Below are 15162 nucleotides of genomic sequence, written 5' to 3'. Positions count from 1 at the left end.
GTGCCACTGCACCTGGGACCGGACGACGCGCCGTCGTCGTTCCAAGACCTGCTCGCCACCGCGGGCTACCGGGCCGTCGCGGCGGGCCTGCGGCTCGGCGTGTTCGCCGCGCTGGCCGACGGCCCGCGCCCGGTCGCCTCGCTGGCCGCCGCGCTGGGCACGGACCCGCGTGGCACCGGGCTGCTGGTCGAGGCGCTGGTGTCGTTCGGCTACCTGACCGCCGGGCCGGACGGTGTCGCCAACACCGACGAGACCGCGAAGTGGTGGGCCGGCGGGTACTCCGACGTGGACGCGTTCTGGTCGGTGGTGCTGTTCGAGTCGTGGGAGGGGTTGGAGGAGTCGGTGCGCACCGGCCGGCCCGCGCTCGACTTCTACGCGTGGTTGGCGCAGCGGCCGGACCTGCTGCGCCGGTTCCAGGGCATGCTGTCCGGGCACGCCGACGCGATCGCGCCCGAGGTGGCGTCGATCGTGCCGGTCGGCGCCAGGTTGCTGGACGTCGGCGGCGGGCACGCCACGCACGCGATCCGGCTGTGCGCCACGCACCCCGGGCTCGAAGCGACCGTGATCGACCTGCCCGACGCGCTTGCGGTGGGCGCGGCGGCGGTCACCGACGCGGGCCTGAGCCGGCGGATCACCTTGCGCTCCGGTGACTATGACCGGCTCGACCTCGGCCGGGACTACGACACCGCGCTGCTGTTCAACGTGGTGCACGGACGGACGGCGGGGGCCAACGAGTCGTTGCTCAGGCGCGTCGCGGCGGCCCTGCGGCCGGGCGGCGCGGTCGTGCTGCTGGAGCACGACGAGCACTCGCCCGACCGCGCGTCCGACGCCTTCGCCCGGGTCTTCAGCCTCAACCTGTTCCACGGCCAGGGCGGTCAGGTCTACGGCGCGGACGTGATCGCCGGGTGGCTGGCGGGCGCGGGTTTCGACGAGCCGGTCACCCACCCGTTGACCACGTCACCGGGCCAGTCGTTGGTGGTCGCGCGCAAGGCGTGACGGCTCCTCCGGACGACGCGCGGGCGCGACCCCCTCCCGATTCGCCCGGTTCTGGGGGAAGATGCGCTCCTCCCGCTCCGGGTTCGACGCAGAAACGCAGGTGATCGCCGTGGACTCCGCACTGACGAGCGTCGGCCTCCCGGTCGCGCTGGCCGTGGTCATGTTCGGCCTCGGGCTGTCGCTGACGGTCGCCGACTTCGCCCGGGTCGCGCGGGAGCCGCGTGCCGTCGCCGTCGCGCTGGCCACCCAACTGGTCCTGCTGCCGGCGGTGTGCTTCGGGCTGGTGGTGGTGCTGGGCCTGGACCCGGTGCTCGCGGTCGGCATGATGCTGCTCGCCGCGTCACCCGGCGGCACGACGGCGAACCTGTTCAGCCACCTGTTCCGCGGCGACGTCGCGCTGAACATCACGCTGACGGCGGTGAACTCGGTGCTCGCGGTGATCACCCTGCCGCTGGTGGTGAACTTCGCGCTGAACCACTTCGAGCCCGCGACCGGGGGCGCGGTGGGGCTGGAGTTCGGCAAGGTCGCCCAGGTGTTCGCGATCGTGCTGGTGCCGGTGGTGCTGGGCATGCTGGTGCGCCGCTGGTCGGCGGCGTTCGCGGACCGCGCGGACAAGCCGGTGCGGATCTTCTCGGCGGTGGTGCTGGTGGCCGTGATCACGGGCACGATCGTCGCCGAACGGGAGAACGTCGGCGGCTACCTGGCCGACATCGGGCTGGTGACGGTGCTGTTCTGCGCGTGCAGCCTCGCCGCGGGCTACCTGCTCCCCCGGCTGGCGAGGGTCGGCAGGCGGCAGGCGATCGCGTCGGCGTTCGAGGTCGGGGTGCACAACAGCACGTTGGCGATCACGGTCGCGGTGACCGTGCTGGGCAGCGAGCAGCTGGCCGTGCCGGCCGCCGTGTACGGGGTGGTGATGTTCCCGCTCGCCGCCGCGGCCGGGTTCCTGCTGACCCGGGCGAAGTCCGAGCACGACACCGTCGTGGGCTGAACGCCGACCGCGCATCGACCGGACGGATCATCCCTCAGCCGATTTTTCGGGGTAACCGATACTCCGCTCGAATGAGACCGGGTAGTCCTCCGCTACCCACCCGCCAAAGCAGTGCGTAACCGGCAACCCGCATGTAACCCTTCCGTGCTCACCCAAAGGTGTCACGAAGGGAACAAACCGGACCATGCGTTTACTCCGCCGCACGCAATTCCCGACGCGTTCCAGACGCGCGATCGTCGTGGTCGCCGCGACCCTCGTGGTCGCCGCCACCACGGTGGCACTCCCGCCCACCGCGACCGCCGCCGTACCGGCCGGCTTCACCGACACCCTGGCCATCGGCGGCCTCACCAACCCCACCGCCGTCTCCTTCGCACCGGACGGCCGCGTGTTCATCGCCGAGAAGAGCGGCCTGGTCAAGGTCTTCGACTCGCTCGCCGACACCACCGCGACCGTGTTCGCCGACCTCCGCCCGCAGACGCAGGACTTCTGGGACCGCGGCCTGCTCGGCCTGGCCGTCGACCCGCAGTTCCCCACCCGCCCGTACGTCTACGTCGCCTACGCCTACGACGCGGTGCCCGGCGGCACCCACCCGCGCTGGGGCGACCAGTGCCCGACCCCGCCCGGCGCCACCAACCAGGGCTGCGTCGTCACCGGCCGGGTGTCCAAGCTGACCATGGGCTCCGGCGGCACGATGACCGCCGAGCAACCGCTGGTCACCGACTGGTGCCAGCAGTACCCGAGCCACTCCATCGGCACGGTCGTCTTCGGCCCCGACGGCGGCCTCTACGTCGGCGGCGGTGACGGCGCGAGCTTCAACTTCACCGACTACGGCCAGGTCGGCAACCCGTGCGCCGACCCGCCGTCGCCCGCGGGCACCAACCTCACCTCGCCGACCGCGCGCGGCGGCGCGTTGCGCTCGCAGTCGATCCGCCGACCGGCGGGCGAGCCGGTGAGCCTCGACGGCACGATCATCCGCATCAACCCCGACACGGGCGCGGGCCTGGCCGGCAACCCGTTCGCGGGCAACGCCGACGCCAACGCCAAGCGCGTCGTCGCCTACGGCCTGCGCAACCATTTCCGCTTCGCCTTCCGCCCCGGCACCGACGAGCTGTGGGCGGGCGACGTCGGCTGGAACGTGTGGGAGGAGATCAACCGGATCGCGGACGTCAACGACACGACCGCGGAGAACTTCGGCTGGCCGTGCTACGAGGGCGCGGCGCGCCAGGGCGGCTACGACGGCGCGAACCTGACGCTGTGCGAGTCGCTGTACACCGGCGCCGGCCAGACCGCGCCCTACTACGCCTACAACCACTCGGCCAAGGTGGTGGCGACCGACCCGTGCCCGACCGGTGGTTCGTCGATCTCGGGCATCGCGTTCGAGTCGACCAGCAACTACCCACCGGCCTACGACGGCGCGTTGTTCTTCGCCGACAGCTCCCGCGGCTGCATCTGGGCCATGCAGACCACCGCCGGCCAACCGGACCCGGCGAAGCTGGTGCCGTTCGTGACCGGGGTCAACGTCCCGGTGCAGGTCACCACCGGCCCCGGCGGCGACCTGTTCTACATCGCGCTGGGCGCGGGCCAGTTGCGCCGCGTCGGCTACCCGACCGGCAACCGGGCGCCGACCGCGGTCGCCACCGCCACCCCGCAGTCCGGGCCCGCGCCGCTGGCCGTGCAGTTCAGCGGCACCGGCTCGACCGACCCGGACGCCGGCGACACGTTGAGCTACGCGTGGGACCTCGACGGTGACGGCCAGTACGACGACTCCACCTCCGCCACCCCGACCCGCACCTACACCACCCAGGGCGCGGTGACGGTCAGGCTCAGGGTGACCGACCGGGCCGGCGCGTCCGGCACCACCTCGGTCACCGTCACGGTCGGCACACCGGTCGCGGAGGACCCCGTGCCGGTGATCGACACGCCGACCGCGCCGCTGAACTGGACGGTGGGCCAGAACGTGCCGTTCTCCGGGCACGCCACCGACCCGCAGGACGGCGCGCTGGCCGCGTCGGCGTTGAGCTGGAAGCTGAGCGTCCAGCACTGCGCGACCGGCGGCTCGTGCCACGAGCACGTGGTGCAGACCTGGTCGGGCGTGGCCTCGGGCTCGTTCGTCGCGCCCGACCACGAGTACCCGTCCTACCTGGACCTGACGCTGACCGCCACGGACTCGTCGGGGCGCACCAAGAGCACCACGACCAAGCTCGACCCGCGGACGGTGGCGCTGACCTTCACATCGAACCCGAGCGGCTTGCAGCTCAGCGTCGGCGGCACGGCGCAGACCACGCCGTTCACCCGCACGGTGATCGTCGGGTCGAACAACTCGATCAGCGCCCCGAGCCCGCAGAGCGGACCGCTCGGACTGCGCTACCGGTACGGCAGCTGGTCCGACGGCGGCGCGCAGACGCACAACATCGTCGCGCCGGCGAGTGCCACCACCTACCGGGCGAACTACTCGTCGTGCCTGTGCTGAGGTGACCCGACCGGCCGCGGACACCCGTCCGCGGCCGGTCCCTCCTCGCTGAGGTCAGGCGATGGTCGCCGGGAACCTGTCCCACACCCGGTGCGCACCGAGGAGCGCCTGCACCTCGGCGAACACGCCGGCCGGGTCGTCGCCGACGACGATGCCCAGGTCGCCCGCCGAGCACCCGGCCTCCACCAGGGCGGCCTCGCCGTTGCCCCAGACGCCGATCGCCTTGGCGTGCCGGTAGCACTCCTGGACCATCAGCACCACGCGCGGGTCCACGGTGACACCGGGCGCCCCGGCCTTGGCGTCACGGCTCGGCAGCGCGTCCGGGCCCGGCGGTGGTGCGGCGGCCAGCAGCAGGGCGTCGAACTCGACCGAGCGGGCGGTGAGGAACGTCCGCTGCGCCACCAGCCCGTCCTCCAGCACCCCGCCGCGCGCCGCGATGACCAGCGGCACCATGCCCTCCGCGCTGATCGCCTGGCGCAGGGTGTGCAGACCGTCCAGGCTCGCCGGGTCGTCCACGTCCACCACGATGCCGATCAGCCGACCGTCGGGCGGCCACACCTGCCCGATCTGCGACAACGCCGGGCTGGGCACGACCTCGCCGAGGGGCTCGGTCGGCTCCGGCGCGGGCAGGCCGAGACCGGCCGCCACCAGGGCGCACAGCTCGGCGTCCACGTTGGCGAGCACGCGCAGCTCACGTTCCTTGACGGCCTGCTCGTAGCACTTGCCCAGCTCGAACGTGAACGCCCGCACCAGGTGCTCCTTCTCCACCGGGCTCAGGCTCCGGTAGAACAGCCGGGGCTGGGTGTAGTGGTCGGCGAACGACGCGGGCGCGCGACGCTCCTTCACCGACTCGGCGACCGGCTGCGGGAACTCCACGAACGCGCCGGTCGCCACCCCCGCCATGAACGGGCAGCCGCCGTCGAGGGTGTTCGGCTTGTACGGCGCCACACCGCTGTGCACGGCGTGCTGGTGGAACCCGTCGCGCAGCATGTCGTTGACCGGCGCGTGCGGCCGGTTGATGGGGATCTGGTTGAAGTTGGGCCCGCCCAGCCTGCTGAGCTGCGTGTCGATGTAGGAGAACAGGCGCGCGTGCAGCAGCGGGTCGTCGGTCACGTCGATGCCCGGCGGCAGGTGCCCGACGTGGAAGGCCACCTGTTCGGTCTCGGCGAAGTAGTTGGTCGTGTTGCGGTTGAGCGTGAGCATGCCGATCGGCTGCACCGGCGCCAGTTCCTCGGGCACGATCTTGGTCGAGTCGAGCAGGTCGATGCCCTCGAACGTCTGTTCCGGGGTGTCCGGGAAGACCTGGACGCCCAGCTCCCACTGCGGGAACGCGCCGGACTCGATCGCGTCGAACAGGTCGCGCCGGTGGAAGTCCGGGTCGACGCCGGCGATCATCTGGGCCTCCTCCCACAGCAGGGAGTGCACGCCCAGCTTCGGTTTCCAGTGGAACTTGGCCAGCGACGTCCGCCCCTCGGCGTCGACCAGCCGGAACGTGTGGACGCCGAAGCCTTCCATGGTCCGGTAGGAGCGTGGCACGGCCCGGTCCGACATCTGCCACATCACGTGGTGGGTGGCCTCGGTGTGCGTGGAGACGAAGTCCCAGAACGTGTCGTGCGCGCTCTGCGCCTGCGGGATCTCGCGGTCCGGGTGGGGTTTGGCGGCGTGGATGATGTCCGGGAACTTGATGCCGTCCTGGATGAAGAACACCGGGATGTTGTTGGCCACCAGGTCGAACGTGCCCTCGTCGGTGTAGAACTTCGTGGCGAAGCCGCGGGTGTCACGCACCGTGTCCGCCGAGCCGCGTGAACCCACGACCGTGGAGAACCGGGTGAACACGGGCGTGGTCACGCCCTCCTTGAGGAAACCGGCCTTGCACACCTGCTCCGCGGTGCCGTAGCCGACGAAGACGCCGTGCACGGCGGCACCTCGCGCGTGGACCACCCGTTCGGGGATGCGTTCGTGGTCGAAATGAGTGATCTTCTCCCGCAGGTGGTGGTCCTGCAGCAGTGTCGGGCCGCGCGCGCCGGCCTTGAGCGAGTGGTCGGTGTCGTACAGGCGCGTGCCCGTCGACGTGGTCAGGTACTCGCCCTGCTGTTCTCTGGTGTCGGCCGCGGCGCCGGTCTCCGCGCCGGTCGCGGTCCGCGTCTGGGGGGACGCCTGGTCCGGTTTGCGCGGGAGCGGCCCTTGGGGCTCGCTCGGCGGGTCCAAGGGCGGTGGCGCGCTCCCGGGCGTGCCCGGGACCGGCGGTGTGACCAGGTCGGCGACCTTCTCCACCGCCTTCTCCAGGGCTTCCTTCACGACTTTGGCGGGCTTGCTCGCGTCCACGTGCGCCTCCTCGTCGGCAGTCCCACGCCGACTACCCGCGTCGGGGCGACCTACACGCCGCGGCCTCCGATCAGAGTGCGATGAGGCCCGCGTTTGTGGGCTGGAACCCGCAGCTGTCGAAGTAGAACGGCTTGAGGTGGTCGTCGAAGTCGACGTGGAGCCACTCGCACCCGGCGGCTCGGGCGCCGTCCACTGCCGTGGCGACGAGGTGACGTCCGACGCCGTGCCGCCGTTCGGGTGCGGTGACGAGGGTGTCGAGGACGAACGCGTGGATCGCGCCGTCCCAGGCCACGTTGACGAACCCGATCAGGTGACCGTCGCGGCGTGCGGTGACCCAGCCGAGGCTGTGCCGGGTGACCTGCCCCCACCAGTCGTCGTCCAGTGGCCGGTGGTCGAACTCCTCCGCGTGCAGGCCGTTGACCTCGGGGTTGTCGAACCGGCCGCGCCACTCGTATTCGATCATCGAGCCAGCGTACGGAGGCGGGTATTGCGGAGGCCCGCGAATTCCGGCTCCGCGGATCCGACCCTGGTCTGATCACCAAGTCCGGACCTCGGACCGATCCGCACCCCCGGCGCCCTCCGGCACCTTTAGCCCCATGACAAGCCACTACACGTTCCCCGGTCGCTGGGTCGCCGCCGGCGCGATGATCCTCGGCCCGGTCCTGCTTCTCGTCGGCACGCTGCTGCGGTGGCCGTTCCACTACTTCTTCCCACAGCAGTTGGCCGCCGTCGCCGAGCAACCGGGCCTGATGACCGCCGCGCACACCGCCGTCATGGCCGGGACCGTGCTTCTCGCACCCGCCGTTGTCGCGCTAGCCCACCAAATCGGCCGTACGCGCCCCGTCCTGGCGACCTGGGGCGCGGCACTCGTGCTGGTGGGCCTGTTCGAACGCACCTTCCACGCGGGCATCGACCAAGCCGCCCACGGCCTCGTACGCCGGCAGGGCGCGGAGGCCGCGACGTTACTGGTCGGACAGTCCTACCAGGACGTCCACCTGTTCAGCTTCCTGTCGTTCACCATCCTGTTCGGCTGGCCGATGCTGGCCTTCGCCGCCTACCGCAGCCGCGCACTGGGCTTATTCCGCTCCCTGGCCCTAGCCTCCATGTGCCTGCTGCCGCTGGGCGTCCTGAAGGGCACCGAGGTCACATCTGTCATCGCCGTTGTCGGCCTGTGCGCAGCCTTCCTCCCCAGCGGCGTACGCCTGGCGCTCGGCGGCCCCAAACCAACCCGCAAATCGATCCTCCTCACCCTCGCCACCACCCCCGCCCTCGGCGCCCTGGCCTACGTCAGCACCCTGGGCTAACCCCACACCAACACCTCCCACCAACCCAACAAGCCCAGCCGCTACCCAACTCGGCACCGGCAACGCCGCCAACGTTGCCGACCCACCACTGGACGCACCAGGCTCCGACGGCGTACCACCGGCACTCGGCGGCCCCAAGCCGGACCACAGCCCGCAGACCGCTCCCACCGGCAGCGAGCTCAGGCACTGTCCAGGTCGGCGCCAGCAACGTCGCCAAGGATGCTGACCCACCACTGCGCACGCCAGGCGCCGACGGCCTGCGACGGGCACTCGGCGGCCCCCGACCGAACCACAGATCGGTCCTCCACCCTCGCCACCACGCCCGCGCGCAACGCACTGCCCTACGTCAGCCTGTGCTAACCCCGTGCCAACACCCACCGAACCGGCGAGCCCAGCCGCTGCGCAGGTCCGCAGCGGTAACGTCGCCAAGGTCGCCGAGCCACCACTGGACACGCCAGGAGCCGACGGCGTACGACCAGCCTTCGGCGGCCCCGAACCAAACCGCCGAGCCGCCCTGCTCGCCCTCGCCACCTCGCCCGCGCGCAGCGCACTGGCCTACGTCAGCACCCTGGGCTGGCACCTTGCGCCGAGTCGATGGGCTCAGGCGCTGTCCAGGTCTGTGGCGGTGAGGTTGTCGAGATTGTCGAGCCGCCACTGGACGCGCTGAGCGTCGGTGTCGCGCCCTTGCTCCCGGTACAGCTCCATCGCCTCCTGCCAGACCGCCCGGGCCTGCTGGGGTTGTCCGAGAGAAACATGCGGATGGCCCACGCTGTCGAGGGCATCCGCTACCTGATAGGTGTTGCCGAGGGTGCGGTACAGGGTGAGGGCTTGGACGTAGTGGTCGACGGCCAGGCGGTGGTCGCCGGTCTGGTGGGCGATGAGGCCGAGACTGTCCAGGGCATCCGCCTCGCCCGCCGCGTTATGGTGGCGTCGGTGCAGGGTGAGGGCGGCGTGGCAGTGGTCGTGGGCGGTGTCCAAGTCGCCCAGGCGGGCGGCGTACCAACCCACCGCGTTGAGCGCGTCGGCCTCGCGCACGGGGTGGTCGAGGATGCGGTGGAGGTCGAGGGCGTGTCCGGCGTGGTCCAAGGCCCGACGATCATCCCCTCGTCGTGCCCAAACGAACGCGAGCACCTGGTGGGTGTGGGCCTGTTCGGTGGGGTCGCGGTGGGCCACGGCCAGTTCGAGGGCACGGTCCAAGTGCCCGGTGGCCTCCTCGTGCAGGCCTAGCAGCGAGTAGGCGTTGCCGAGGAACCGGTGGGCACGGCTGCGGGTGGCGGGGTCGGGCAGGTGGGCGGCGGCGTCCAGCGCCGCCCGCCACGAGGCGAGCCCGTCATGTCGATGCCCACGCCGGGTGTGGAAGGTGTTCAGCGCCTCGGCGAGGTGCCATACAACGTGGTGGCGGCCAAGGGCGACCGCAGCACGCTGGGTGGCCAGGAGGGTGGGGTGCTCGGCCTCCAGCCAGGCCGTCGCAGCCGCGGTGTCGGGCAGCGGGTGCGGGTGGGCGCCGGGCGCGGGCGGGTCGGGTCGCAGGCGTTGGCGGTGAGGTTCCAGGAGGCGGTCGGCGGCGTGGGCGGTGTGCAGGTGGAAGTCCATCACCCGTGCCAGGGCCGTCTCCCGCACGTCGTCGGGTAGGTCGTGGGCGGTGGTGGCGGCGTAGGCGCGGACCAGGTCGTGCATCGCGTACCGGCCGCCCGGTCGCCGTTCGACCAGGGACGCCTCCTCCAGCGCCGCCAGCGCCCTGCGTGCGCGGACTCGGGGCAGGTCGGTGAGGGAGACGACGGCGGGCAGGGTGGTGTCGGGGCCGGGGGCGATACCCAGCAGTCCGAACGCGGTGCGCTGTTCGTCGGTGAGCCGGCGCAGGGACCAGGACAGCACGGCGGGCAGGCTCGCGGCGGGGTCGGTGTCGTGGTCGAGCACCTCCAGGCCCAGTTCGCGCAGTTCGGCGGCGATCTCGGCCAGGGCGATCCCGGGACGGGTGGCGGCGTTGCGGGCGGTGATCGACAGGGCCAGTGGGTAGTTCCCGCACAGGTCGACCAGTTCGTCGACGGCGTCGGGCTCGGCGGCGGCGCGGTCCGCGCCCAGGCGTGCGGTCAGCAGGACGCAGGCCTCGGCACGGGTGAGGACGCCCAGGGGCAGGTGGCGGACGCCGTGCCGGTCGATCAGGGAGGCGAGCCGGTGGCGGCCGGTGATCAGGACGGTGCAGGTCGGGCTGCCCGGCAGCAAGGGGACGACCTGCTCGCTCGTGGCGGCGTTGTCCAGCACGATCAGCATTCGCCTGCCCGCGACCAGGCTCCGGTACAGGGCGGCCTGCGCGTCCAAGTCCGCCGGGATCCGGCCGGGTTCCACCCCCAGGGCGTCGAGGAATCCGCGTACCGCCACGGCGGGGTCTATCGGCTCTCCCGCAGGGCTGAACCCGTGCAGGTCCACGAACAGCTGTCCGTCGGGGAACCGGGGCAGGTGGCGGTGCGCCCAGGCGAGCGCGAGCCAGGTCTTGCCCATTCCCCCGGCCCCACCGATCGCCGAGACCATCGCCGTCGCGCCCTCGAACGACAGGTCGGCGCAGGCCTGTCCCCGCACGGCCGTGTCCGGTCCGCCCGGTACGGCGTCGGTCAGGGCAAGGTCCAACCCGGCCAGCTCGGCCACCCGCCCCGCGACCAACCGGGGCGCGGCGGGCAGCTGACGCGGCACCACCGGCGTGGGCGGAAGCGGTGCCGCGTGCAGATGCACCCCACCGTGCACGACACCGGCCTGCACCATCCCACCCACGACACCGGACGCCGTGTTGCGCACACCGGGACCGCCCGCGCCGGCGGGCTCGGAGGCAGGGTCGTCGGGCTGTTCCGGCTCGGACAACACCACGACACCTCGCTGATCAGGTCCACGGCTGGGCGACCCCAGCGTTCCACCGCCCCACCGTCACACGGACCGGCATCGCCGGAGTTCACCCGACCGCACCGACCCGCCCCGAACCACGCCGCCGGAGCAGCGGCCAGCGGGAACGGGCAGGTTCGGCTAAGTCCGCGTCAGGTAGCCCGCGACGGCACGCCCCAGTTCCACGGGATCCTGCCCCGGACGCGTCAGAGCACCGGCGTTCCAGAGCGTCGCGAAGCCGTGCACGATCGACCAAGCGGCGGCCGAGGCGAGGCTGGGGTCCGACCGGTCCGCGACACCGCCCGCCAGGACCGCCCCCGCGCGGTCACGGGCGAGCGTCACCGCCGGGTCGTCCGCGTGGTACAGGTCGGGGCGGAACATCACCTCGAAGTGGGCGCGGTGCTCGATCGCGAAGCGCACGTAGGCCGTGCCGACCTCGACGAAGTCGCCGCCCGCCGCCTCGGTCGCCTCCAGGTCCTCCGCCAAGAGCGTGAAGCCCTCGGTCGCGAGCGCGGTCAGCAACCCCGCCTTGTCCTTGAAGTGGTGCACGGGTCCGGCATGCGACACCCCGACCCGTCGGGCCAAGTCGCGCAGACCGAGGCCACCGACACCGTGCTCGGTGATCGCCTCGACGGCGGCGTCCAGGACGGCGCGGCGCAGGCCGCCGTGGTGGTACGGGCGTTCGGCTGTCACGGGCACAGCCTAACCGCGATCTAGTCATTGACAACATCACGGGCGCGAGGCAATCTTGCCAATGTAAAGTTCGCGATCCCGGAGGAGTCCGCCGTGGCCCCGCTCGTCATCCTCGTGCTCGTCACGCTCGTTCTGGCGGGCCTGCGCGCCCTCGGCGTCACCCGCGTCCCGGCCTGGCCGTTCGCCGTGCAGGGCGGGGTGGCGGCGATGTTCACCGCGACCGGCCTGGCCCACTTCATCGGCATGCGCGAGCAGCTGATCGCGATGGTGCCGCCGGCGGTGCCCGCGCCCGACCTGGTGGTCACCGTGACCGGCGTGCTCGAACTCGCCGGTGCCGCGGGCGTGCTGTGGCGACCGACCGCGCCGTGGGCCGCGGCCGGGTTGACCGCGATGCTGGTCGGCATGTTCCCAGCGAACGTCCACGCCGCGGCGGAGGGCATCTCCCCGTCGTTCGGAGACGCCCTGCTCCCGCGCACGTTGATGCAGGTGGTCTTCCTGACGGCCACCGTGACCGTCCTGGTCCACTACCTGCGCCTGCGCAGGCAGGCGCGCACCCACGTGCGAGTGTGAGGAACGGCCCGGGTCAGGTGGCGGGCAGGGCGAAGCGCCGCGCGCCCTTCGGGGCGTGCACGACCAGGGCTTCCGCCAACGTCGAGCACGGCGGGATCTCGCGGTCCAGCCCGCTGATCCGGAACGGCCGCAGGACGTGGCGACGGCCGGCCACCACGCGCAGTTGCACGCCCGCCGCCTTGGCCGCCACGAGGCCGCGGTAGATCTCGTTCAGGCCCGCGGCGGCGAAAAACTCGACGTCGCTGAGGTCCACCACCACCGGGGCGGGAGGGGTGGCCAGCGCCAGTCCCACGGCGATCTCGTGCTTGAGCTCGCGGACGGTCAACGCGTCCACCTCGCCGGCGACGCGCACCACCACGGCGTATCCGTGCACTTGGCGCTCCACCCTGAACGGGTGAACGAACGGTTCTGTCCTCACGGCCCGCAGCCTCCTCGGGGGTCGAAGAAGGCAGTGGCTGCTGGCTCAACCCGCTGCGCTGTTCGACCGTACTCCCTCCCGGTAAAACCCGCAGATCAGCGCCGTGCCGGTCGGCGCGCCGAAGCCGTCACGCGCGAGAACGCCGCCACCGGCCGCACGGCCGCCGCCACATGGTCGACAATGGGCCGATGGCGCACATCGGCAGCGTGGTCCTCAAAGTCACCGACCTCCACCGGGCGGCGGAGTTCTGGACCGGAGCCCTCGGCTACGAGTTGCACGGCGGTCCGATCGGTGACGACAGCCCGGTCCTGGTGCCCAAGCACGGCGCCGGCACCGCCATCACGCTGGACGAGTCCGATCGGACGCACCTGGACCTGCACGTCGCCGACGAGGCCGAGTTGGCCGCGGAGGTCGAACGGCTGGTGTCCCTCGGCGCGGAACGCGTTCCGTGGGACTACCCGCCGGACGCCGCGTTCGTCGTCCTCGCCGACACCGAGGGCAACCTGTTCTGCGTGGTGAACACCGGCCGGGGTTGACCGGTCAGCCGACGGCCAAGGCCTCGAAGTAGGGCTTCTGCGACGGGTAGTAGTCGTCGAAGGCAGGCAGCGGCGCGCCGGCGCGGGAGGCGACCAGCATGTCCAGGTAGTACTCCCACCCGGGCCCGACCTCGCCCATGCCCTCCTCGGTCGAGAGGTGGTGCACCAGGCGCAGCTCGGTCACGCCGTCCACTTCGGACAACAGCAGTTCCAGCCGCCAGGTGCCCGCCTCGTCCACCATCGACAGCGCCAGCCGCCGGGGCGGGTCGCAGGCATCGATGCGGACCTCCGCCCACGGTTCCTGCTCCTCGAAGACCAACTGCACCTTCACCGTGCGGCCCGGCGCGCCCTCACCTTCCCACGGGCCGAACCACCGGGCGGTGCGCTCCGGCTCGGTCAGGCTCGCCCACACGTCGTCGGCGAGCGCGCGGAACGTCCGGGTGAGCACCAGGTCGCTGCCCGCCTCGGTGCGGAACAGGCGGCCGGTGGGGGTGGGGGTCATGCGGTGTTCTCCTTCGGTTCGTCGGTACGGCGTTCCCGCCGGGTGCGGTGGACCTCGGTTTCCAGCGCGTCGAGGTGGTGCGCCCAACCCGAGGGCCGGTCGAAGCCCGCGAGCCAGCGCGCCAGCGGCGTCAACCGGGACGCGTCGAGCACGTAGAACCGCTGCCTGCCCACCAGTTCGTCGCGCACCAGCCCGCTCTCGCGCAACACCCGCAGGTGTCGGCTCACCGCCGGACGGCTGATCGCGAACCGCTCGGCGATCTGCCCGGCCGACAGCCGCGCGTCCCCACGCAGCATCTCCAGGATCTCCCGCCGCACCGGGTCGGCGATCGCGCCGGCCACCTCGTCCACACCCGGAAGCGTAACCACTGGGTTACGCGTTAGGCAATGCCCTCCAGGAACGCGGTCAACGCCCGCCGGTAGGGCTCCACCGTGGTCAGGTCCGCGTACTCGTCCGGACCGTGCTGCCCGTCCCCGCCCACACCGAAGATCACCGCGTCGATCCCCCGCTGGAAGTAGAACCGGGCGTCGGCCGCGCCGTGCTTGCGCAACAGGTCGCCCGAGTAGCCCTCGGCACGCGCCGCGCGCCGCAGCACCCGCAGGTCCGGGCCGTCCGGGTCGGCCCGGTGCGGTGGCTCGACGTGGTCGACGGCGGCCGTGACGCCGGGCGGGCACAGGGCGGTGAAGTGGGCGGCGACCTCCTGCGGCGTGCGGCCGACGAAGTCGGCGTCCTCCGGCGGGAACCGGACGTCCAGCCACGCGGTCGCGTCCGCGGGCACCTGGTTGAGTGCCTGGTTCCCGGACGAGATCCGCGCGACGTTCACCGTGGTCCGCCACTCCTCCCCCGCCGCCACCGGGTACGCGGCCAGGACGCCGTCCACCGCCCGCATCACCTTGAGCAGCGCGTTGTCGCCGAGCCACTGGTACGCGCTGTGCGCGGCCCGTCCCACGGCGTGCAACCGCACGGTGATCAGCCCTTTCGACTCGGCCACCACGCGCAGCGCGCTGTGTTCCCCGATCACCACGAACGACGCCGTCACGCCCTGCTCCAACTGGTGCAGCGTGCCGTGGCGCCCGCCCACCTCCTCGTCGGTCACGAGTTGCAACCCGATCGGGTAAGGAAGTCGGGCGGCCGTGTCCCGGAACACCGAGGCCAGCACCAGCGCGGACAGCTTCATGTCCTGCGCGCCGCGGGCGATGAGCCGATCGCCGTCCCGCCGGGGCCGGAACTGCTCGTCCGCGCCCGGCACCACGTCCAGGTGAGCGTTGAAGATCACCCGGAAGTGCGGGCGGCGTTCACCCCGGTAGACGAGCGCGCTCGGCTTGCCGGCCGCCTCGAACCGCTCCACGGTGAAACCCGGGCCCACGACGTCCAGCACGAAGTCCAACGCCCGGCGCAGGTCGTCCGGCCGGTCGGCGGTGGAGCGGATGCCGAGCAGCTGCTCGGTCAGCGGCAGCAGGTCCATCCCGCCATCGTGCCCGCACCGCGC

The 15162-nt window shown here is 72.1% G+C and carries 14 protein-coding genes; 6 read left to right on the top strand and 8 right to left on the bottom strand.

Annotated features, from left to right (window positions below; genetic code table 11):
* The 3 genes from ACYVLT_RS00165 (at nucleotide 1) to ACYVLT_RS00155 (ending at nucleotide 4454) form a co-directional block, all read left to right on the top strand.
* The gene (locus ACYVLT_RS00165) at nucleotides 1-996 is read left to right on the top strand and encodes a class I SAM-dependent methyltransferase (RefSeq protein WP_461117977.1); all 996 of its coding nucleotides are present in this window, start codon (nucleotides 1-3) and stop codon (nucleotides 994-996) included.
* A 109-nt stretch (nucleotides 997-1105) separates the two neighbouring features.
* A complete protein-coding gene (locus ACYVLT_RS00160; RefSeq protein ID WP_461117976.1) occupies nucleotides 1106-1984 on the top strand; it encodes a bile acid:sodium symporter family protein in 879 nt (292 codons plus the stop codon).
* A gap of 184 nt (nucleotides 1985-2168) precedes the next feature.
* Entirely contained in the window at nucleotides 2169-4454 is a 2286-nt protein-coding gene (locus tag ACYVLT_RS00155; RefSeq protein WP_461117975.1) for a PQQ-dependent sugar dehydrogenase, read from the top strand.
* A 54-nt stretch (nucleotides 4455-4508) separates the two neighbouring features.
* Here the strand turns inward: ACYVLT_RS00155 and ACYVLT_RS00150 are convergent, their stop codons facing one another.
* Nucleotides 4509-6779, bottom strand: coding sequence for a catalase (locus tag ACYVLT_RS00150; protein WP_461117974.1), 2271 nt, complete (start codon nucleotides 6777-6779; stop codon nucleotides 4509-4511).
* Between the two features lie 70 nt (nucleotides 6780-6849).
* Nucleotides 6850-7242, bottom strand: coding sequence for a GNAT family N-acetyltransferase (locus ACYVLT_RS00145; protein ID WP_461117973.1), 393 nt, complete (start codon nucleotides 7240-7242; stop codon nucleotides 6850-6852).
* 133 nt (nucleotides 7243-7375) lie between these two features.
* On the opposite strand from ACYVLT_RS00145, the gene ACYVLT_RS00140 reads away from it, so the two are divergent.
* Nucleotides 7376-8083, top strand: coding sequence for a hypothetical protein (locus ACYVLT_RS00140; protein WP_461117972.1), 708 nt, complete (start codon nucleotides 7376-7378; stop codon nucleotides 8081-8083).
* 600 nt (nucleotides 8084-8683) lie between these two features.
* On the opposite strand, the gene ACYVLT_RS00135 is transcribed toward ACYVLT_RS00140, so the two are convergent.
* Nucleotides 8684-10840: an ATP-binding protein gene (locus tag ACYVLT_RS00135; protein ID WP_461118549.1), complete on the bottom strand. Its 2157-nt coding sequence runs from the start codon at nucleotides 10838-10840 to the stop codon at nucleotides 8684-8686.
* Nucleotides 10841-11095: 255 nt separating this feature from the next.
* Entirely contained in the window at nucleotides 11096-11647 is a 552-nt protein-coding gene (locus ACYVLT_RS00130) for a TetR/AcrR family transcriptional regulator (protein ID WP_461117971.1), read from the bottom strand.
* Between the two features lie 93 nt (nucleotides 11648-11740).
* On the opposite strand from ACYVLT_RS00130, the gene ACYVLT_RS00125 reads away from it, so the two are divergent.
* Nucleotides 11741-12217 (top strand): DoxX family protein, encoded by a 477-nt coding sequence (locus ACYVLT_RS00125; RefSeq protein ID WP_461117970.1) that lies wholly within the window; start codon nucleotides 11741-11743, stop codon nucleotides 12215-12217.
* A 13-nt stretch (nucleotides 12218-12230) separates the two neighbouring features.
* On the opposite strand, the gene ACYVLT_RS00120 is transcribed toward ACYVLT_RS00125, so the two are convergent.
* Nucleotides 12231-12602, bottom strand: coding sequence for an STAS domain-containing protein (locus ACYVLT_RS00120; RefSeq protein ID WP_461118548.1), 372 nt, complete (start codon nucleotides 12600-12602; stop codon nucleotides 12231-12233).
* Between the two features lie 221 nt (nucleotides 12603-12823).
* Here ACYVLT_RS00120 and ACYVLT_RS00115 point away from each other — a divergent pair, with 221 nt between their 5' ends.
* Nucleotides 12824-13171, top strand: coding sequence for a VOC family protein (locus tag ACYVLT_RS00115; protein ID WP_461117969.1), 348 nt, complete (start codon nucleotides 12824-12826; stop codon nucleotides 13169-13171).
* 4 nt (nucleotides 13172-13175) lie between these two features.
* On the opposite strand, the gene ACYVLT_RS00110 is transcribed toward ACYVLT_RS00115, so the two are convergent.
* Genes ACYVLT_RS00110 through ACYVLT_RS00100 form a run of 3 tightly spaced genes read right to left on the bottom strand, consistent with a single transcriptional unit; the run spans nucleotide 13176 to nucleotide 15138 of the window.
* On the bottom strand, nucleotides 13176-13673 hold the full coding sequence (locus tag ACYVLT_RS00110) for an SRPBCC family protein (protein ID WP_461117968.1): 498 nt from the start codon (nucleotides 13671-13673) through the stop codon (nucleotides 13176-13178).
* Nucleotides 13670-14023: a metalloregulator ArsR/SmtB family transcription factor gene (locus tag ACYVLT_RS00105; protein WP_461117967.1), complete on the bottom strand. Its 354-nt coding sequence runs from the start codon at nucleotides 14021-14023 to the stop codon at nucleotides 13670-13672. The genes ACYVLT_RS00110 and ACYVLT_RS00105 overlap by 4 nt, the downstream gene beginning before the upstream one ends.
* Before the next feature lie 29 nt (nucleotides 14024-14052).
* Nucleotides 14053-15138: a M20 family metallopeptidase gene (locus ACYVLT_RS00100; protein WP_461117966.1), complete on the bottom strand. Its 1086-nt coding sequence runs from the start codon at nucleotides 15136-15138 to the stop codon at nucleotides 14053-14055.
* Nucleotides 15139-15162 lie beyond the last annotated feature (24 nt).

The organism is Saccharothrix stipae, assembly GCF_054781895.1.
The sequence above is the reverse complement of the archived record's forward strand: the minus strand, read 5'-3'. Positions and strand labels throughout refer to the sequence as shown.

Coding starts and splice junctions, on each gene's coding strand:
- ACYVLT_RS00155 (WP_461117975.1), top strand. CDS start 2,169: ATGCGTTTACTCCGCCGCACGCAATTCCCGACGCGTTCCAGACGCGCG.
- ACYVLT_RS00145 (WP_461117973.1), bottom strand. CDS start 7,242: ATGATCGAATACGAGTGGCGCGGCCGGTTCGACAACCCCGAGGTCAAC.
- ACYVLT_RS00140 (WP_461117972.1), top strand. CDS start 7,376: ATGACAAGCCACTACACGTTCCCCGGTCGCTGGGTCGCCGCCGGCGCG.
- ACYVLT_RS00135 (WP_461118549.1), bottom strand. CDS start 10,840: ATGGTGCAGGCCGGTGTCGTGCACGGTGGGGTGCATCTGCACGCGGCA.
- ACYVLT_RS00115 (WP_461117969.1), top strand. CDS start 12,824: ATGGCGCACATCGGCAGCGTGGTCCTCAAAGTCACCGACCTCCACCGG.
- ACYVLT_RS00110 (WP_461117968.1), bottom strand. CDS start 13,673: ATGACCCCCACCCCCACCGGCCGCCTGTTCCGCACCGAGGCGGGCAGC.
- ACYVLT_RS00100 (WP_461117966.1), bottom strand. CDS start 15,138: ATGGACCTGCTGCCGCTGACCGAGCAGCTGCTCGGCATCCGCTCCACC.